This is a genomic window from Sulfitobacter sp. 1A13421 (assembly GCF_043557285.1).
Classification (GTDB): domain Bacteria; phylum Pseudomonadota; class Alphaproteobacteria; order Rhodobacterales; family Rhodobacteraceae; genus Sulfitobacter; species Sulfitobacter faviae.
The window spans coordinates 126078-146210 of record NZ_JBIFFQ010000002.1 but is presented as its reverse complement, the minus strand read 5'-3'; the positions used below and the strand labels follow the sequence as shown (position 1 = coordinate 146210).

At 62.5% G+C, this 20133-nt stretch carries 14 protein-coding genes and 1 tRNA gene; 6 read left to right on the top strand and 9 right to left on the bottom strand.

Annotation, left to right across the window (positions count from 1 at the left end; genetic code table 11):
• Positions 1-26: 26 nt before the first annotated feature.
• Both ACGYLI_RS04435 and guaB read right to left on the bottom strand, forming a co-directional pair.
• Positions 27-1187 carry an RsmB/NOP family class I SAM-dependent RNA methyltransferase gene (locus tag ACGYLI_RS04435; RefSeq protein WP_394417431.1) on the bottom strand — a complete coding sequence of 387 codons (1161 nt, stop codon included), beginning with the start codon at positions 1185-1187 and terminating at the stop codon, positions 27-29.
• A 48-nt stretch (positions 1188-1235) separates the two neighbouring features.
• Positions 1236-2684: an IMP dehydrogenase gene (gene guaB / locus ACGYLI_RS04430; RefSeq protein ID WP_394417428.1), complete on the bottom strand. Its 1449-nt coding sequence runs from the start codon at positions 2682-2684 to the stop codon at positions 1236-1238.
• Positions 2685-2875: 191 nt separating this feature from the next.
• Here guaB and ACGYLI_RS04425 point away from each other — a divergent pair, with 191 nt between their 5' ends.
• The 4 genes from ACGYLI_RS04425 (at position 2876) to ACGYLI_RS04410 (ending at position 8136) form a co-directional block, all read left to right on the top strand.
• Complete coding sequence (locus ACGYLI_RS04425) at positions 2876-4924, top strand: ASKHA domain-containing protein (protein ID WP_394417425.1); 2049 nt, start codon at positions 2876-2878, stop codon at positions 4922-4924.
• Complete coding sequence (locus ACGYLI_RS04420; protein ID WP_394417422.1) at positions 4924-5769, top strand: class I SAM-dependent methyltransferase; 846 nt, start codon at positions 4924-4926, stop codon at positions 5767-5769. Before ACGYLI_RS04425 ends, ACGYLI_RS04420 begins: the two co-directional genes overlap by 1 nt.
• Before the next feature lie 41 nt (positions 5770-5810).
• A tRNA-Gly gene (locus tag ACGYLI_RS04415) sits at positions 5811-5884 on the top strand.
• A gap of 200 nt (positions 5885-6084) precedes the next feature.
• The gene (locus tag ACGYLI_RS04410; protein WP_394417419.1) at positions 6085-8136 is read left to right on the top strand and encodes an ATP-binding protein; all 2052 of its coding nucleotides are present in this window, start codon (positions 6085-6087) and stop codon (positions 8134-8136) included.
• 41 nt (positions 8137-8177) lie between these two features.
• Here the strand turns inward: ACGYLI_RS04410 and ACGYLI_RS04405 are convergent, their stop codons facing one another.
• The 4 genes from ACGYLI_RS04405 to zwf form a co-directional block, all read right to left on the bottom strand.
• Complete coding sequence (locus tag ACGYLI_RS04405) at positions 8178-9806, bottom strand: long-chain fatty acid--CoA ligase (RefSeq protein ID WP_394417417.1); 1629 nt, start codon at positions 9804-9806, stop codon at positions 8178-8180.
• A gap of 159 nt (positions 9807-9965) precedes the next feature.
• Complete coding sequence (pgi, locus tag ACGYLI_RS04400) at positions 9966-11558, bottom strand: glucose-6-phosphate isomerase (protein WP_394417414.1); 1593 nt, start codon at positions 11556-11558, stop codon at positions 9966-9968.
• Positions 11555-12226, bottom strand: coding sequence for a 6-phosphogluconolactonase (gene pgl, locus ACGYLI_RS04395; protein ID WP_394407617.1), 672 nt, complete (start codon positions 12224-12226; stop codon positions 11555-11557). Before pgl ends, pgi begins: the two co-directional genes overlap by 4 nt.
• On the bottom strand, positions 12223-13686 hold the full coding sequence (gene zwf, locus ACGYLI_RS04390; protein WP_394407615.1) for a glucose-6-phosphate dehydrogenase: 1464 nt from the start codon (positions 13684-13686) through the stop codon (positions 12223-12225). The genes pgl and zwf overlap by 4 nt, the downstream gene beginning before the upstream one ends.
• Before the next feature lie 155 nt (positions 13687-13841).
• On the opposite strand from zwf, the gene ACGYLI_RS04385 reads away from it, so the two are divergent.
• Positions 13842-14789, top strand: a complete 948-nt coding sequence (locus ACGYLI_RS04385) for a radical SAM protein (RefSeq protein ID WP_394417411.1) — start codon at positions 13842-13844, stop codon at positions 14787-14789.
• A 25-nt stretch (positions 14790-14814) separates the two neighbouring features.
• Here ACGYLI_RS04385 and ACGYLI_RS04380 read toward each other — a convergent pair whose 3' ends face one another.
• Positions 14815-15084, bottom strand: a complete 270-nt coding sequence (locus ACGYLI_RS04380; protein ID WP_067262037.1) for an usg protein — start codon at positions 15082-15084, stop codon at positions 14815-14817.
• A gap of 190 nt (positions 15085-15274) precedes the next feature.
• On the opposite strand from ACGYLI_RS04380, the gene gyrA reads away from it, so the two are divergent.
• A complete protein-coding gene (gene gyrA, locus ACGYLI_RS04375) occupies positions 15275-18022 on the top strand; it encodes a DNA gyrase subunit A (RefSeq protein ID WP_394417407.1) in 2748 nt (915 codons plus the stop codon).
• A 128-nt stretch (positions 18023-18150) separates the two neighbouring features.
• Here gyrA and ACGYLI_RS04370 read toward each other — a convergent pair whose 3' ends face one another.
• Together ACGYLI_RS04370 and ACGYLI_RS04365 are read right to left on the bottom strand one after the other, a co-directional pair.
• Complete coding sequence (locus tag ACGYLI_RS04370; protein ID WP_276154009.1) at positions 18151-18486, bottom strand: hypothetical protein; 336 nt, start codon at positions 18484-18486, stop codon at positions 18151-18153.
• A gap of 162 nt (positions 18487-18648) precedes the next feature.
• Entirely contained in the window at positions 18649-20130 is a 1482-nt protein-coding gene (locus ACGYLI_RS04365) for a carboxypeptidase M32 (protein ID WP_394417404.1), read from the bottom strand.
• Between the last annotated feature and the right edge of the window lie 3 nt (positions 20131-20133).

Here is a 20133-nt window from a genome sequence, read left to right as displayed (position 1 = left end):
CACGCATTGGTTGATTATGGGTAAATTTACTCGCGCGTCAACTGCGCTGAAAAGAATCCGTCGCCATCGGGGGTTACGTCATAGCGGTCCCTGCGGGCGACTCGCCACTCGGGGTGGCGGGCCAGAAAGGCTTCCACCCGCGCTTCGTTCTCTTCGCGAAACAGGGAGCAGGTGGCATAGGCCAAGACTCCGTCGCGTGCGGTAAGTCCTGCTGCCGTATCGAGAATCTGGTCCTGAATGGTGGTCAACTCGGTCAAGCGCTCGGGGGTCAGGGTCCACTTGCCCTCCGCCGCGCGGCGCCATGCGCCCGAGCCGGAACAGGGCGCATCGCAGAGGACGAGATCATAGGGGGCGCCCGCTTTGGCTTCTTCGGTATCGGCTAGGGAAATCGCGACGCCCGCGCGATCGGCGCGGGGGGGAAGATCGCTCATCCTGCGGGGGTCAATGTCGTGTGCCGTGATCTCACGCGCGGAGTCCATGGCCAGCGCAAGCGCTTTGCCGCCGCCGCCGGCGCAGTAGTCGAGCACCCGGCCCCCCGAAGGCAGCGCGGCGACGACAGCTTGGCTCGCTGCGTCTTGCAATTCGACGTAACCGTCGGTGAAGGCGACGGAATTTCGGATGCGGCGCGCGCCTTCGGTCACGGTCAGCGCGGCTTCGGCAAGCGGGTTTGCGCGGGTTTGGACACCCTCTTCGGCCAGCAGTTCTTGCGCGGCGGGCACGGCGATCCGCGCCGTGTTTACCCGCAGGCAGATCGGCCCGCGCTCTTGAAGCGCGAGGGCCGCGGCATCCGCATTCTCCCCAAGCGCCGTATCGAACAGGGGGAGCAGCCAGTCGGGCAGGTTCAGCCGCGTTGCGCGATCCTCGGGCGCTGGCGAGAAGGCCCGCTCAGCCTCGGACAGCGGCGCGGGCGCATGGCCTGCCCCTGCAAAGAGCGCGTCAAGGTCGCCCCCCTGCCCGTGCAGCACACCGATCATCAGCGCGCGGCCCGTCTCCCCCCTGCCATAATGCGCCGCGCTGCGTTTTCGGCGCAGCACGTCGAACACATGATCGCGCACGGCGGCACGGTCTTTGGAGCCCGCGAAACGGCTCTGACGTGCCCATCGGGTCAGCGCCTGTTCGGCGGCCAGCCCCCCGGCAATTGCGTCCAGAACTTCTATCGCAGCGGATACGCGCGCGCCGGGGGTCATGGCATCTTCCTTTTAGAAAGAACGGCCCGCGGGCCGCTGCTTTATGGGTTAACCGATACGGTAATTCGGGCTTTCGCGCGTGATCTGCACGTCATGCACATGGCTTTCCTTCAGCCCTGCGCCGGTGATCTTCACGAAGTTGCAGTTGCGGCGCATCTCATCGACGGTGGCGCAACCGGTATAGCCCATGGCCGCGCGCAGACCGCCGACCAATTGGTGCAACACATTGCCCGCGCTGCCCTTGTAAGGCACCTGACCTTCGATCCCCTCGGGCACCAGTTTGTCAGAGGCGGCGTCTTTCTGGAAATACCGGTCTGCCGAGCCGCGCGCCATGGCGCCCATGCTGCCCATTCCACGGTAGCTTTTGAAGCTACGGCCTTGATAAAGAACGACTTCGCCGGGGCTTTCGTCGGTGCCGGCGATCATGCTGCCGACCATGGCGCAGGAGGCACCGGCGGCAATCGCCTTGGCAAAATCGCCTGAGAACTTGATGCCGCCATCGGCGATGATCGGCACGTCGCCCGCAGCGGCCACGCAGTCCATGATCGCGGTCAGTTGCGGCACGCCCACGCCCGCCACCATCCGCGTGGTGCAGATGGAGCCGGGGCCGATGCCGACCTTGACCGCATCGGCGCCCGCGTCGATCAGCGCGCGGGTGGCATCGCCGGTGGCCACATTGCCCGCGACGACCTGCACATCGCCGAACTGTTTCTTGGCCCGGGTCACCGCATGGGCCACGCCTTCAGAATGGCCATGGGCGGTGTCGATCACGATCATATCGACGCCCGCATCGACCAGCGCTTCCGAGCGCTCGAAGCCCGCGTCGCCCACTGTCGTCGCCGCAGCGACACGCAAGCGGCCCAGATCATCTTTGCAGGCGGTGGGGTTCAGCACGGCCTGTTCGGTGTCGCGCAGGGTCAGCAGCCCGGTGAGCTTGCCTTCGGCATCCGTGACCAGCAACTTCTCGATCCGGCGCGATTTCATCAGGCTGATCGCCTCGTCCCGGTCCGCAGGCTCTTGCAGGATCGCCAGCCGATCAGAAGTCATCATCACCGAGACCGGCGTGCGGTCGTCGGAGGCGAAACGCATGTCGCGGTTGGTCACGATGCCCAGCACGCGGCCATTTTCGTCTACAACCGGGAAGCCGGTCACGCGGTAGCGTTCTTGCAGGTCCTTGGCATCCGCCAGCGTCTGGTCGGGGCGCAGGGTGATCGGGTTGTAAACGATGCCGGATTCAAAGCGTTTTACCCGACGCACTTCGCGGGCCTGTTCTTCGATCGTGAGGTTGCGGTGCACCACCCCCATGCCCCCGGCCTGCGCCAGTGCAATGGCCATGCGGCTTTCGGTCACCGTATCCATGGCCGAGCTGAGCAGCGGGATATTGAGCGCGATGCTCTGCGTGACGCGGGTTCGCGTGTCTGCGGTGGACGGCAACACAGAAGACGCTGCGGGAACCAGCAGGACGTCATCAAAGGTCAGGGCCTCACGAATCTCCATTTAACACCTCGGGTCTGGATGGGTTCATTTGGCGGTTTCCTATTTCACGGATGGCCGGGATTGGAAAGGCCTATTCCCCCGCGTAAGCCACAGACGGCGAATGACGCGGGCGCGGCATGAATTGCCGCCCCGCATCTTTCCCCCGCCGCGCGGCACGCTATGCTGTCGCAAAGAAACAAAGGACGGCCCCGATGAGCAGTGACCCCCTCGTGATTTTCACGCCCTCCGGCAAGAGAGGGCGCTTTCCCACAGGCACCCCGGTGCTGACCGCCGCGCGGCAGTTGGGTGTCGATCTGGACTCGGTCTGCGGCGGGCGCGGCATCTGTTCGAAATGTCAGGTCTCGCCGGGCTATGGGCAGTTCTCAAAACATGGGGTGACCGTTGCGCCCGATGCGCTGAGCCCATGGAACGCGGTCGAGGAACGCTATGACGAGAAGCGCGGCTTGAAGGAGGGCCGCCGTCTAGGCTGTCAGGCCACGGTGCAGGGCGATGTGGTGATCGACGTGCCGCCAGAGAGCCAGGTGCACAAACAGGTCGTGCGCAAACGCGCCGAGGCGCGGGAGATTGTGCTGAACCCGTCGGTCAAACTCTTCTACGTCGAAGTGACGGAGCCCGACATGCACGAACCCTCGGGCGATCTGGAACGTCTCAGGGCCGCGCTGGCCGAGCAGTGGGAGTTGGAGAAAGTCACCGCCGATCTGCACATCCTGCAAATGATGCAGCCGGTCCTGCGCAAGGGCGATTGGAAAGTCACCGTCGCCGTCCATCTGGGCGATCAGGAAAACGCCGCGCGGATCATGAACATTTGGCCGGGATATTACGAGGGCACGGTCTATGGTCTGGCGGTCGACCTCGGCTCTACCACCATCGCGGCGCATCTGTGCGATCTGCAAACCGGTGAGGTCATGGCCTCTTCCGGCGTGATGAACCCGCAGATCCGTTTCGGCGAAGACCTGATGAGCCGCGTCAGCTATTCCATGATGAACCCCGACGGCGCGCAGGAGATGACCCGCGCGGTGCGCGAAGGGATGGCGACGCTTTTCAACCAGATCGCCGCCGAAGGGAATGTCGCGCCCGATCTGATCGTCGACGCGGTCTTCGTCTGCAACCCGGTGATGCACCACCTGCTGCTGGGCATCGACCCCTTCGAGTTGGGTCAAGCGCCCTTTGCGCTTGCAACCTCCGGCGCGCTGCGTCTGCGGGCCGAGGATTTGGATCTGAACATCCACCCCTCCGCCCGCGTCTACCTGCTGCCTTGCATCGCGGGCCATGTCGGCGCGGATGCCGCCGCGGTCGCCCTATCCGAGGCGCCGGAGAAGTCCGACGAATTGATGCTGGTGGTCGATGTGGGCACCAATGCGGAGATCCTGCTGGGCAACAAGGAAAAGGTGCTGGCCTGTTCCTCTCCCACCGGACCCGCGTTTGAGGGGGCGCAGATCAGCTCGGGCCAACGAGCGGCGCCGGGGGCGATCGAACGGGTCGAGATTGACCCGGAAACCAAGGTGGCCCGGTTCAAGGTGATCGGCTGTGATCTCTGGTCCGACGAGGACGGCTTTGAAGAGGCGGTGGAGAGCACCGGCGTCACGGGCATCTGCGGCTCCGGCATTATCGAAATGGTCGCCGAGATGCGCATTCACGGCATCGTCGACGCGCCGGGGCTGATTGGCAGCGCTGCGCAGACGGGCTCCGCCTCGGTCTTTGCCGATGGGCGCACCAACAGCTATCTGGTCTATGACGGCACCGAAAAGGGCGGGCCCAAGATCACGGTGACCAACCGCGACATTCGCGAAATCCAGATGGCCAAGGCCGCGCTCTATTCCGGCGCGCGGCTGCTGATGGACAAATTCGGCGTCGACAAAGTTGACCGCGTTGTACTGGCGGGGGCCTTTGGCGCACATATCAGCCCCAAACACGCGATGGTGCTAGGCATGATCCCCGACGCGCCGCTCGACAAAGTCACCAGCGCGGGCAATGCGGCGGGCACCGGCGCCCGGATCGCCCTGCTCAATACCGAGGCCCGGGCCGAGATCGAGGCGACCGTGGGCGCGATCCACAAGATCGAAACCGCCGTCGAGCCGCGCTTTCAGGAGCATTTTGTCAACGCCTCAGCTATCCCCAATGCGGTAGAGCCTTTTCCCATCCTCAACAGCCTCGTCGCCCTGCCGGAGATGACCTTCAACACCGGCAGCAGCGGCGAAAGCGAACGCGGCGGGCGTCGGCGCAGAAGAAGGGCGACGTGATGAGTGCGACAGACAACAGCGATCAGGTCGAATTCTGGAGCGCCTCTGCGGGGCAGAGATGGGCCGCGCGGCAGGCTGAGTTGGACATTCTGATGCAGCCTGTGCTGGATGGCGTGCTGGCGCGCGCCGAACTGGCGCCGGGGCTGAGGGTGCTCGACATCGGCTGCGGCGCGGGGGCGGGCTGTCTCGCCGCCGCCGAGGCGGTGGGCGATGCGGGCGCGGTGCTGGGCGTCGATGTCTCTGCCCCGCTGCTCGACCTCGCGCGGCAACGGGCCGCCGCCCTGCCCCATGTCGCCTTTCACCACGGTGATGCAACGACGCTAGCGCTTTCCCCTCCCTATGACCGGCTGATCTCGCGCTTTGGCGTGATGTTCTTTGCCGATCCGGTGCTCAGCTTCACGCGCATGGCCGCGCAACTCAGCCCCGGCGCGAAGCTCAGCTTTGCCGCTTGGGGCCAAATCCCCGAGAACCCTTTCTTCACCCTGCCCGCCCGCGCGGCCCGGGCCACCATCGGGGCCATGCCGAAAAGCGATCCCGACGGCCCCGGCCCCTTCGCCTTTCGCGACCCCGAACGCGTGGTGTCGATCCTCGCCGAGGCGGGATTTGTCGATATCGCCTGCAAAGTGACACGGCTTGACCTCACCCCCGCGGGCACGGTCGATGACCTTGCCCAGCAGATGTGCGACATCGGCCCGGCCAGCGGCGCGATCAATCATTTCGAGGCGGACCCGCCACAGGTCGAAAAGCTTCGGCAAACCATCGCCGAAGCTCTGCGCCCCTATGCGGAAGACGGCCCCCTGCGCCTGCCAGCCGAAATCAATTTCGTCACCGCGACGAAACCCTGACTTGACCTTCCCCCGCGCGCCGATTATCTCACCCTCAGCGCGCGGGTATGGTGAAAAGGTATCACGGCAGCTTCCCAAGCTTTAGTTACGAGTTCGATTCTCGTTACCCGCTCCACGCTCCCCCCTCCGCCTTTGTGATCCCGCCACATGGCCCCACACAGGCCCCGCAGGGTTCCCCAAGGTCACACCCCTGAAAAGCCTAATCTGGTCCGAATTTCGCCATGATTGCCCGCAAAAGTAGCAATCAACAGGGAAGTAACTTACGCGCAAATGGCCCAACGATGTCGGATGCGCATTGAGGCAAAGGAAAAAAGCGTGGCAAACGCGTTTCGGGACTACGCGACATCCAAGGCGTATATCATCGTCAATTTCATCGTGCTGTGCTGTGTCGCCGGCATCAGCTATTCAATCGTCAAACTGGATTACGAGCAGCATATCGCCAGCATCCGTCAGGACGCCCGGCAAACGCTGCATGAAGTCAGCAATCAGGTACAGCATCAGTTCCAAGAGACCATTCTGGTCACTAAGAACATCGAGAATATCCTGCTCTCCGGCGAGGCCTTCAAAGACAAAAAGATCGAACTGCTGGTCAAGGAGTTGCGCGACCGGAATCCCGGCATTCAGGCCTTCGCCCTCGCCCCGGACCTGAAGATCACCCATAGCTATCCCAAGACCCAGAATGGCGAGACGATTGGCCTGGAATACAAGAACATCCCGACGCAGCTTTCCGGCGTCGCCAATGCCTACCGCCGCCAAAGCCCGACCATCGAAGGGCCGCTGAACCTCGTTCAAGGCGGCAAGGGCTATATCATGCACTACCCGGTGTTCGAGCGCCCCATCGGCCTGGGCGCGCCGCGTTTTTGGGGGGTGATGTCCATCGTCTTCCAGCCCGACCGGCTGTTCGAGCCGCATCAAAACCCGCATCAGGCCGCCGACTACATCTATAGCCTCCGCGCCTTTCCCACGGGCGTCATGCCGCCTGAGATTGAGCCTGCGGGGGTCGACCCCACAGCCCCCGTGCGCACCCGGTTCGAGCTTTTGGGCAAGACATGGGAGGCCACGGCCAGCCCCGCCAACGGTCTGCCCCCCTATGCCCCGCAAAGCCCCTACCTCGTAGCCTTCGCCCTGATCGCGACCATCGCGCTGATGGCAGGCCTCTGGGCCTTCCGCCGGGTCACGCTGAAAAAGCAGGAAGCCCATGCGCTTTTGGCCGAAGGGATCGGCTCGATCCAAGAGGGGTTCATCGCCTTTGACGAGAAAGAACGCCTTGTCACCGTCAACAGCAAGTTTCTGGAGTATCACCCTGAAATCGCTGACCTTCTGATCCCCGGCAAAACCATCGAAGAGCTGTTGCGCCATTGGGTCGCCCGCCATCAGCACCCAGAGCAGGTCGAGGAGCGTGAGGCTTGGATCGCCAAACGTCTCGCCCGGTTCCGCAACCCAACCGGCGCCTTCATTCTTGAGGTCTCGGATAACTTCTGGCTCAAAGTCACGGAATCCCGCACGCCGCATGGCTATACCGTGGGCATCTGGACCGATGTGACGGCCGAGAAACGCGCGCTCGACGCGGCAAAGGCGGCGGACCGCGAAAAGACCGAATTCCTGAACAACGTCAGCCATGAATTGCGCACGCCGCTGACCGTGATCTCGGGCCGAGCGACCTTTCTGCAACATGCCGGGAAGCTGCCCCAAGCCCGGCGTTTGCAGACCGCGCTGAACAACAGCGCCAATGCCACGCCCGACATTCGACACAGCGTCGATGAGTTCCAAAACTTCGTCTCTGACCAAGCGGGCGGCATCGCGGGGTCGTCCAAACATATGCTGCGCCTTGTCGAAGACCTGTTGGATTGGACCAAGGTCGCGCGCGGCAAGATGGAGCTCGATCTGCAAGAGGTTGAGACCAGCGAGATCGCCCGCTCCGTCGCCGAGGACCTGCGCCCGGATGCCGAGGCTAAGGGGCTGACGCTGACCTACGAGGACAATGGCACGGCCCTCGCCAATGCCGATCCGGTGCGCCTGCGGCAGATCCTCTACAACCTGATTTCAAACGCGATCAAATTCACCCGCAGCGGCAATATTCATCTGCAGATGCAGCAGGATGCCGAAGAGATCACCTTCTCGGTCTCCGACACGGGCTGCGGTATTTCCGAGGACAATCTTGAGCGGGTTTTCCTGCGGTTTCAGCAGGTTGACGGCTCAATGTCGCGTGAGAACGGCGGCTTGGGGCTGGGCCTTGCGATTGCCGAGCAACTGGCCAGCCTGCATGGCGGCAGCCTGTCGCTGGAAAGCAAAGTCGACGTGGGCAGCACCTTCCGGCTGTCCCTGCCCCGACCCGTGGCTGATAGTGAGATGCGCCGTTCGGCCTGACGATAAACGCCCCGGCCCAAAACGGACCGGGGCAACTTACCTTAGCTCTCGCCCTGCATCAGCACATCGCCAAAGCGGTCCCTCAGATCGCGTTTCAGCACTTTGCCCGTCGCGTTGCGCGGCAGTGCCTCGGCGAAGACCACCCTGTCGGGCACCTGCCATTTGGCGATCTGATCCTCAAAAACCTTGAGGATATCCGCCTCTGACGGATCGGCCCCTTCGGCCTTCACCGCGACCAGAACCGGGCGCTCGTCCCATTTGGGATGGGTGGCCCCGATGACGGCGGCGTCGGCCAAATCGGGATGGGCGATGGCGATATTCTCTAACTCGACCGAACTGATCCATTCGCCGCCCGACTTGATGATATCCTTTGCGCGGTCGCGGATGGTGATATAGCCGTCGGCGTCCATCGTCGCGATATCGCCGGTGTCGAACCAGCCATCGCGCAGGGTGCTGTCGCGGTCGGATTGGTAGTAGGCATCCAAAATCCAATGCCCGCGGGTGACCAGCGCGCCTTGGGTTTCGCCGTCGTGGGGCAGCGGCTTGCCTGCGTCGTCCCAGATCTCAAGTTCGACGCCAAAGACCGGGCGGCCTTGGTTCTCGCGCAGCTTGTGCTGGGCATCCTCGGGCAATTCACCGTGTTTCGCCAAGGGTTTGTTGACGCTGCCCACCGGCGACATCTCAGTCATGCCCCAGGCGTGGATGGTCTCCACCCCATAGTCTTCGCGAAAGGTCTTGATCATCGACGGCGGACAGGCCGAACCGCCGACCACGGTACGCTCTAGGCTGGGCAGTTCGCTGCCGGATTTCTTTGCCGCCGCCAAGAGCCCTTGCCAGATCGTCGGCACGCCAAGCGCCAAGGAAACGCGGTAGGTGTCGATCAGCCCTACCAGCGACGCCCCATCGAGGTTCGGCCCCGGCAACACCATCCGCGCGCCGGTCATCGCGCTGGCATAGGGGCAGCCCCAAGCGTTGACATGGAACATCGGCACCACGGCCATCACGATGTCCCGCGCGGAGATCGCGATGCTGTCGGCCATGTTGATGCCAAAGGAATGCAGCACGGTCGAGCGGTGAGAATAGAGCACGCCCTTGGGATTGCCCGTGGTGCCAGAGGTGTAGCAAAGGCTCGACGCCGTGTTCTCATCCAGATCGGGCCAGTCGAACCCGGCATCGCCCGAAGCCACCAATTCGTCGTAGAAGACCAACCCCGGCAGCGCCTCGGCTGCCTCGGCATCGGGGCCGGACAACAGGACGAGGTGCTTGAGATGCTCAAGCTTATCGCGGATCGCGGCGACCAATGGGACGAAGGTCTTGTCGATGAACAGCACCTCATCCGCGGCATGGTTGAGGATATATACAAGCTGATCGGCAAAGAGCCGCGGGTTGATCGTATGGCAGACAAAGCCCGCGCCGGAGGTGCCGAAGTAGATCTCCAGATGCCGCCGATTGTTCCATGCGATCGTCCCGCAACGCGCCTGCGGCGACAGCCCCAGATCGGTCAAGGCCGCGCCCAAACGTCGCGCGTTCTCGGCCACCTGTCCCCAGTTCGTCTCCTCAACCCCGCCGGTGGTCGAGACCGAGATAATCTCGCCCTCGGGGTGATAGCGTTCGGCATGGGAAATCAGGCTTGAGATCAGCAGCGGCTGCGTCATCATCTGGCCAAGCATAGGGGGTCCTCCAATCATTTGCTTTGAGACTGTCCAAAGGTCAGGGCAGTTGCAAGCCTTCCCCTCCGGCAAGTCGGAATAGCGCTGACGGACAGGACAATGGCACCGCGCAGGCGGCTGTCGCCCGCGCGGTGCCTCGTTCCGGTCTAAGGGCAGCCTCTAGCCGCGATGCTGGTGGATATAGCCGATCAGCCCTGCGGTAGAGCCGTCTTTCCCCTTGGTAGAGACCTCGCCTTCGACCAGCGGTTGGAGCGATTTGGCCAGTTCCTTGCCCAGTTCCACGCCCCATTGATCGAAAGAGTTAATGCCAAGGATCACCCCTTCGACAAAAACGCGATGCTCATAAAGCGCGATGATCTGGCCGAGCGTGAAGGGATCAAGCGTTTCATAGACGAGTGTGGTCGAGGGCCGGTTGCCGGGGAAGACACGGTGGCGGGCTTGGCGTTCAAGCGCGTCGCCCGAAAGCCCCGCATCGCGCATGATGGCGCGCGCTTCATCCAAAGACCGCCCGCGCATCAGCGCCTCGGATTGAGCGAGGCAATTGGCAATCAGCAGATCGTGGTGGTGCTGCAAATCCGGCTCATGTCCCTTGGCCGCCACCAGAAACTCGCAAGGGATCACCCGGGTGCCTTGGTGGATCAACTGATAGAAAGCGTGCTGCCCATTGGTCCCCGCCGCGCCCCAGACCACCGGGCCAGTGTGGCGCGGGCTGTCGGCGCCGTCCATCTGCACGCCCTTGCCGTTCGATTCCATCTCAAGCTGTTGCAGGTAATCGGGCAGCATCTCAAGCCGTTGGTCATAGGGCAGCACCGCGCGGGTGGCATGGCCGCAGATTTGGTTGTGCCAGATGCCCACCAGCGCCAGAAGGATCGGCATATTCTCAGCCGGATCAGCGGCGCAGAAATGGCGGTCCATCTCCTGCGCGCCGCGCAGGAAGCTGTCGAAAGCCTTGGGGCCAATGGCGATCATCAGCGACAGCCCAATCGGACCCCAGACGGAATAGCGTCCGCCGACCCAATCCTCGAAACCGAAGACCCGAGCCGGGTCGATCCCGAACTCAGCGGTCTTGTCATCCGCGGTGCTGAGTGCGGCGAATTGCGTCGCCGGATCGCCGCCATGGTCCTGCATCCACCCCCGCGCCGTGCGCGCGTTGGTCATGGTCTCGATGGTGGTGAAAGTCTTGGACGCCACGATCACCAGCGTTTTCTTGGCATTTAGGCCCCGCAGCGTATCCGCGATATGCGCCCCATCGACGTTCGAGACGAAGTGGCAGCGCGGCCCATCGTGATAGGGTGTCAGCGCGCGGGTTGCCATGGCGGGGCCAAGGTCGGAGCCGCCGATGCCGATGTTGACCACATCCGTAATGTCGCCGCTGCGCACCTGATCGGCAAAGCTGCGCATCCGCGCCAGCGTGTCGCGGACCTGCGGCATGACATCTTCGCCCGCGACCTCTACCGGCCCGCCATCGAGATTGCGCAGCGCAGTGTGCAGCACCGCGCGGCCCTCAGTCTCATTGATCGGCGCGCCCGCGAACATCGCATCGCGCCGCTCGGTGACTTTGGCGTTTTCGACCAGTTGCAGCAGTGCCGCGCGGGTCTCGGTGTCGATATTCGTCTTGGCGTAGTCGAACAGCATATGCTGCGTCCGCAGCGAGAAGTCCTCGGCCCGGTTCGGGTCATAGAACAGTGCCGTGATCTTGCGGTCCGCCACGGCGCTCTGCCGCTCTTGAAGGTCTTGCCAAATGTTCATCATGCCGCCCAGTAAACTTCGATTTCATCCAGCACCGATGCAATCGGCGCCTCTTCGGGGGAAAGCCCCTGCGCGCGCTCAAGGGCCGCGCGTTTCTCATCCCCGAAAATCACGAGATGCTTGTTCAGCGCCCCGTCGAGCACATGCGCCGGCAGCGTGACCCGCGCAGTGGGCTGGCCCTCGGGATAGACCGGGCACAAAAGCGGGGCATCGGCGGCCAAAGCGTCAGGCAGGCTCCGGTCGCCGGGGAAAAGCGAGGCGGTGTGCATGTCGTCGCCCATGCCAAGCAACAGGACAGAGATCGGCACATGATCCGTCAGACTGGGGGCCACCACCTCTGCCCCCTCGCCCGGAGAAAGCCCGGGGCGGAAAAAGGGGATGAACTGCGCCGCCGCGGCACGGTCGTTCAAAAGATGCTCGCGCACCAGACGCGCGTTCGACAGCGGGTCATCCGCGTCCACCCAACGCTCATCGGTCAGCATCACATCCACCCGACTCCAATCCAGATCGGTCGCGCTGAGCATCTCAAAGATCGGCCCGGGGGTAGAGCCGCCTGGCACCGCGAAAGACACGCGGTCATTGCCCGAAAGCGCCGATTTCAACTTGCCCGCCAGTTTGTTGGCGACATTCATCACCAGCATTTCGCGGTCCGCATATTCGATGATGTTCATGGGGATACCTTTCGCCATTCACGGCCATCGCGCCGCATCATTTCTGTCGCATCCGTCGGCCCCGCCGAGCCGCTGTCATAGGGTTTGGGCACGTCGTGACGCGCCTCCCAGCCTTGGATGATCGGATCGGTCCAGGCCCAGGCGGCCTCGACCTCGTCGTCGCGCATGAACAATGTCTGGTTGCCCCGGATCACGTCCATGATAAGCCGCTCATAGGCATCGACCTGATCGCCCCCATCGGGGCCAAGCGCTTCGGCAAAGGTCATGTCGAGCGGCACATCGACCAGACGCATGCCCCCCGGCCCCGGTTCCTTGATTGTCACGCCAAGAGTGATGCCCTCGTTGGGTTGCAAGCGGATCGACAGCACGTTGCGATGACGGCCCGCGTCTTCGGCAAAGATGGAATGCGGCGTGTCTTTGAAAACCACCGTGATCTCGCTCGACCGGGCCACCATCCGCTTGCCGGTGCGCAGATAGAACGGTGTGCCATGCCAACGCCAGTTGCTGATATGGGCCTTCAACGCCACGAAACTCTCGGTCCGCGACCGTGGGTTGCCGACGGCATCGCGGTAGCTGGGGGCATCTTCTTCATTGCCCTCTTCAGCCTCATACTGTCCGCGCACGAGGTGATGCGGCAGCACCGGATCAATCGCGCGGATCACTTTCAGCTTTTCGTCGCGCACCGCATCGGGGTCGAAACGCGCGGGCGGCTCCATCGCGATCAGGCACAAGAGTTGCATCAAGTGGTTCTGCACCATGTCCCGCATCGCGCCGGATTTGTCGTAATACTCCCCACGGCCGCCGACGCCCACCGTCTCGGCCACGGTGATCTGGATGTGATCGACGTATTGGCGGTTCCACAATGGCTCGAACAGCATATTGCCAAAGCGCACGGCCATGAGGTTCTGCACCGTCTCTTTGCCGAGGTAGTGATCGATCCGGTAGATCTGCTGCTCTTTGAAATAGGTGGCCAGCGTCGCGTTGAGGGCGCGCGCACTCTCCAGATCGCGACCAAAGGGTTTTTCCACGACAATGCGACATTCTTCGCCCGCCATGCCCCATTGCTGCAACCGTTCCGCCAAATCACCGAAAAGCCCCGGCGCGACGGAGAAGTAATAGACCTCGATCCGGTCCTTGCCGGACATCAGGTCTTGCAGTTCGGCCCAGCCGGTCTCTCCGCGTGCGTCGATGGCGACATAGTCAAGCTTGGCGAGAAAGGCGTCGAGGTTATCGCAGGCGTCTTTCCCGCCGAACTCTTCAATCGCTTCGGCCACCATCTCGCGGTAGCCTGCGGCGTCCATCTCGGTGCGCGCAGCGCCGATGATCCGCGCCTCTTCGGGCATTTGGCCCGCACAGTAACGGCGATAAAGACCCGGCAAAATCTTGCGCCGGGCCAGATCGCCGGTGCCGCCAAAGATGACAAGATCGAAGGGGTCGACAGGGATAACACGCGAAACCATTGATTAATCCTTGTCCGGGCAGAGTGGCAGAGTTAGCGCAAACATACTTATTTTTCCCTACATCACAAGACTGTGCGCCCCGGTGCTTGGACTTTTAGGGTGCGCCGCAATAGCTTACCACAACAGGAACACACGGGATCACGCAAGGAACAATCATGAAAGATATTGCGCAAGCAAACGAGGGCAAGTTCCAGAACCCGGCGGTCACCGCCAAGGGGGAACCCCGCGCCACCGTGGCCCTGCGCGGGGCGGAAACGCTTTGGTTCAACACAGGCACCCTGTGCAACATCGAATGCGTGAACTGCTACATCGCCTCTAGCCCCAAGAACGACGCGCTAGTCTATATCACCGCGGATGAGGTGCGCGACTATCTCAACCAGATCGAGGAGCGTAGCTGGCCGGTGCGCGAGATTGCCTTCACCGGCGGCGAGCCCTTCATGAACCCCCAGATGATCGAGATCACCGAAGCCTCGCTAGAGCGCGGATACGAGGTGTTGATCCTGACCAACGCCATGCGTCCGATGATGCGCAAATCGGTGCAAAAGGGGCTGTTGCGGCTGCGCGATGCCTATCCCGGCAAGATGACCTTCCGCATCTCCGTCGACCATTATCGCCGCGATCTGCATGATGCGGAACGTGGCGAAGGTGCCTTCGACAAGACCCTGACTGGCATGGAATGGCTCCGCGACAACGGCTTTCGCATGGCCGTGGCGGGGCGGTCGATCTTTGCCGACAGCGATGCCGACAGCCGCGCGGGCTATGCCGCCTTCTATGCCGAACACGGCTTTGACATCGACGCGCAGGACCCCGCCATGACCGTCCTCTTCCCCGAGATGGACGAGGCGGTCGAGGTGCCCGAAATCACCACCGCCTGCTGGGGCATCTTGGACAAGTCGCCTGACGCGGTGATGTGCGCCTCCTCCCGGATGGTGGTCAAACGCAAGGGGGCCGAGAAGCCTGCCGTGCTGGCCTGCACGCTCTTGCCCTACGACCCTGAGTTTGAACTCGGCACCACATTGGCCGAGGCGGAGCGCGACGTGGCGCTGAACCACCCGCATTGCGCAAAATTCTGCGTGTTGGGCGGGGCGAGCTGTTCGGCCTAACGCCCCTGCCCTCGGGCTTACCGGCTCAATGTAGCGTGAACTCACCCACTTGGTTTTGCCATTCGCCGGGGCCGATCAGCTTGCGGTGGGTGAACCGGACCGAATGCAGCGGACCGTCCAACTCTGCGCGCCAGAATTCGACGAATTCGAACAGGCGTGGATGGTCCGGTGCAATGTCGTAATCCTGCCAGATGTAGCTGTTCAGCACATGGCTATAATCGGGCATGTGGTAAAAGAACTCTGCCGTGGTCAGCCCGTAACCTTTCAGCATCAATTCGGTTTCACTGCGGGGCATGTTGCGCCTCCCTTGCTGCCTCTGTAGGACAAGTTTGCGCGGTCAGAATTACTTTTCAATGAAAACAGTGTGTTGGCACTTCGCCCCGAGTGCTGCCAGTGCGTTTCGGCCACAGCCATTGCACCTGATATGCCCCGTCTGCTATAGAAAACCCCAAGATATAGAACCATAAAAATGGTGGGCAAGATACGTGACCGATACGCCGGATACCCCTGAAAACGCAGACGAAAAGCCCATCTTTCACGGGCCGTCGGTGACCATCGAACACGAGATGCGCACGTCCTATCTGGACTACGCGATGAGCGTGATCGTCAGCCGCGCGATTCCCGATCTGCGCGACGGTCTGAAACCGGTGCACCGCCGCATCCTCTACGCGATGCACGAGACCGGCAACACGCATGACAAAGCCTACCGCAAATCCGCGCGTCCCGTCGGTGATGTGATGGGTCAGTACCACCCGCATGGCGATAGCGCGATCTATGATGCGCTTGTGCGGATGGCGCAGGATTTCTCCATGTCTCTGCCCCTTCTGGATGGTCAGGGCAACTTCGGCTCGATGGACGGCGATAACCCGGCGGCCATGCGCTATACCGAAGTGCGCATGGACAAGCCCGCCGCCTATCTTCTGGCCGATATCGACAAGGAAACCGTCGATTTTCAGGACAACTACGACGGCAAGCAGCAGGAACCCACGGTTCTGCCCGCGCGCTTTCCGAACATGCTGGTCAACGGCGCGGGCGGCATTGCCGTCGGCATGGCGACGAACATCCCGCCGCATAACCTCGGCGAGGTGGTTGATGCCTGCCTCGCGCTGATCGACGATCCGGACCTGACTTCGGAACAACTCATCGAATACGTCCCCGGCCCCGACTTTCCCACGGGCGGCATCATGCTGGGCCGCTCCGGCGCGCGTAAAGCCTATCTCGAAGGCCGCGGCAGCGTGGTGATCCGCGCCAAGACCCGGGTCGAGGAAATCCGCAAAGACCGCTGGGCCATCGTCATCGACGAGATCCCCTATCAGGTCAACAAAGCCACGATGATCGAAAAGATCGCCGAACAGGTTCGCGAGAAGAAGATCGAGGGCATCGCCCACGTTCAGGATGAGAGCGACCGTAACGGCGTGCGCGTGGTGATCGAACTCAAACGCGACGCCACCGCCGAAGTGGTGATGAACCAGCTTTACCGCTTCACCCCGATGCAGACATACTTCGGCTGCAACATGCTGGCGCTGAACGGCGGCCGTCCTGAGCAGCTCACTTTGCGCAAATTCCTGAGCTACTTCATCGACTTCCGCGAAGATGTCGTGGCGCGCCGCACGGCCTACTTGCTGCGCAAGGCGCGCGAGCGCAGCCATATCCTTTGCGGTCTCGCGGTCGCTGTCACCAATATCGACGAAGTAGTCGCCACCATCCGCTCCTCCGCCGATGCCGCCGAGGCGCGCGAGAAGCTGATGACCCGCCGCTGGCCCGCCGAGGACATCCTGCCCTATATCGCGCTCATCGACGACCCGACCCATACGGCGAACGACGACGGCACCTACAACCTCTCCGAAGCGCAGGCCCGCGCCATTCTGGAACTGCGCCTACAGCGCCTCACCCAGATCGGCGTTAAGGAAGTGACCGACGAGTTGGAAGAGTTGGCGGGCAAGATCAAGGAATACCTCGAGATTCTGGGTTCCCGCGAGCGCATCCTCGGCATTATTTCGGACGAGCTGCGCGAGGTGCGCGAGCAATTCGCCGTGCCACGTCGGACCGAGATCGTCGACTGGTCGGGCGATATGGACGACGAAGACCTGATCGCCCGCGAGGAGATGGTCGTGACCGTGACCTCCGGCGGCTACATCAAGCGCACGCCTCTGGCTGACTTCCGCGCACAGCGCCGCGGCGGCAAGGGTGTCTCGGGCATGCAGACCAAGGAAGAGGATGTCGTCACCAACCTCTTCGTCGCCAACACCCATACGCAACTTCTTTTCTTCACGACCGACGGCATGGTCTACAAGCTGAAGACATGGCGCCTGCCGCAGGGCGCGCGCACCGCCAAGGGCAAGGCCATCGTGAATATCCTGCCCATCCCCACCGGTGTCTCCATCGCGGCGATCATGCCGGTGGACCGGGATGAGAAGGAATGGGACGACCTGCAGGTGATCTTTGCCACCTCTGCCGGGACCGTGCGGCGCAATAAGCTGTCGGATTTCACCAATGTGAAGGCCAACGGCAAGATCGCCATGAAGTTCGAAGGCGAGCATGAGGGCACCACGCTGATCAACGCGCGCATCGCCTCGAACGACGATGACGTGATGCTGGTCACCGACGCGGGCCGCGCGATCCGCTTCCCGGCGACCGATGTGCGGGTGTTCAACTCGCGCAACTCCGTCGGCGTGCGCGGCATCCGTCTGGGCGAAGGCGACAACCTCGTCTCCATGTCCGTGATCCGGCATTTCGAAGCGAGTTCGGAAGAGCGTGTCGCCTATCTCAAACAGCGCCGCTTGATGGCGGGGCTGACCGATGAGGACAGCAGCGATGACGAGGAAGAGCAGGTTCAAGCTGGCCAGCTCAGCACCGAACGCTATGCCGAAATGTCCGCCGCCGAGGATCTGATCCTGACGATCACCGCCAAGGGTGCGGGCAAGGTCTCCTCGGCCCATGACTACCCTGTACGGGGCCGCGGCGGCATGGGCGTGACGGCTTGGACCAAGGCCATGGCCCACGGTCCCATCGTCGCCTGCTTCCCGGTCGAGATGTCCGATCAGGTGATGCTGGCGACCTCCAAGGGCCAGTCGATCCGCGTGCCGGTCGAGGGGATCTCTTTCCGCTCGCGCAGCGCAGGTGGTGTCAAAGTGTTCAGCACCGGCAAGAACGAGGAAGTTGTGAGCGTGGCTTGGATCGCCGATCAGGGCAACGAAGAGGACGAAGCCGAGGGTGACAGCGCCGCCGAATGATCGGCGCCCCCCTGCCCCATGCATATGCTTTGGGGCGGGGGCTTTTTACCAAAACATCATCGAACAACAAAAAATCCCCCGCGCCATCAGCGCGGGGGATTTTCTAATCTTAAACTTCCGTTAGGAAATTAGTTGGTAGTAGTGGTCGAAGAAGAGGAACCGGATGCCGCGACTGCAACCAGAACCAGAGCAGCACCAGCTGCCGCCGCGCCGCCACCAAGACCAGCACCAGCAGCAAAGAGCCCTGCACCATCTGCAGCGGCAGGCACGCAAACGCGCGCAGTGTTGCCGTCTACGGTGACCGGATCAGGCTTACAGTTATAGACCACACCATTGGCACCTTGAACCTGAAGCGAATAGACCGCATCGTCAGACGCCCCAAGAACAGCCGCTTGAGAAGTGGTTTGGGCGAAAGCAGCACCCGAAAGAGCGATAGTTGCCGCCACCGTTGCAAGAATTTTCATGTCTAGGTACTCCTATATCTCGTCAAAAATGAAACTCACCGCAGCATCGCATATAATCTTATCCGGCGCAAAGGCGAAATATTAAGCTATGGTTAGGATTTATAGCGATGCCCGTTGTTTAAGCAACATCCAAAATGGCGAATTGTTCCCCATCTCGGATGCCTAAATTCCATACAGTTCCGTGAACTTGTTTTCTAGGTAGGTCAGCAACGGTGCCTCGGTCGGCGGCTTTCCGCAGGCGCGGGTGATTACCTCACGCGGCTCGTAGAGGCCCCCATGCTTTTGCACGTTCTCACGCAGCCAACCGGTAGCGGCGCTCGTATCTCCCCGTGCCAGGGCTTCGTCGAGATCGGGTACGGCCTCCCGCAGTGCCTCGTGCAGGCATCCCGCATAGACGTTGCCAAGGCTGTAGGTCGGGAAATAGCCCAGAAGCCCGACCGACCAATGCACGTCCTGCAAGACGCCGTTTGACGGGCGGTCGACCGGATAGCCGAAATCAGCCTCGAAGCGATCGTTCCACGCCGCTTCCAATCCGTCGACCTGCAGGTCGCCCGACATCAGCGCCCGTTCAAGATCGAAACGCAGCAGAACATGGAGATTGTACTGAAGCTCATCCGCCTCGGTCCGTATGAAACCGTCGGACACGCGGTTGACGATCCGGTAGAAAGTCTCGGCATCCGGTACGCCGAAATCGCCATAGACCGCCGTCATCTCACCAAAGAGCCACCCGGTGAAGGCGCGGCTGCGGCCGATTTGATTTTCGTAGATGCGGCTTTGGCTTTCATGCACCCCCATCGACACGCCCCGGCCCAAAGGCGTCAGCAGATAGGCGCTGTCGATCCCTTGCTCATAGGCCGCATGGCCAACCTCATGCACGGTGGAGTAGAAGCAATTGAACGGGTCGAGAGCATTGGTTCGCGTGGTGATCCGCACGTCCAGCCCCGACCCGGAGGAGAAGGGATGCACCGCCTTGTCGATGCGTCCGGTGGCCAGATCATAGCCAAAACGCCGCGCCAGTTTGGCGGTGAGGGTCATCTGTGCTGCTTCGTCAAAGGCCCCCTCCAACACCGGCGGCGCTTCGGCATCGCGGACGGCGGCGCGCAGTTCGGAGAGTTTTGGCCGCAGCGCGCCGAACATGGCTTCAAGGTCCGCCGCCGTGGTGCCGGGCTCGTAATCCTCGAGCATGGCGTCGTAGATCCCCACCCCGCGCCCGTCTGCCAGCGCGGCCCCCTCTTCGCGTTTGAGCGCGATCACTTCTTTCAGAGTGGGAGCGAAGGCCGCGAAGTCATCGGCGGCGCGGGCCTCGGCCCAAGTGCCTTGGGCGGCGGAGGTGACTCGGGCGATGCGCGCCGCCAGATCGGCGGGCACGCGGGTAGCGCGATCAAAGTCGCGCTTGATGTGGCGCAGGTTCGCCTGCCCGACCGCATCCAGCGCCGCGGGCTCGATCTGGCCCAGCCAATCTGCGATGCGTGGGCCGATGCGGCGGGCGTGCAGAACGCTTTCCATCGCCGCCATCTCCTCGGCCCGCTGCGGGGCCGCACCCCGGGGCATGACCGTTTCCTGATCCCAGCCCAAACGGCCCGCGACCTGCGCCAGCGCCTCGGTGTCGCGCTGAAAAGCCATCAAATCGTCATATGCAGTCATGTC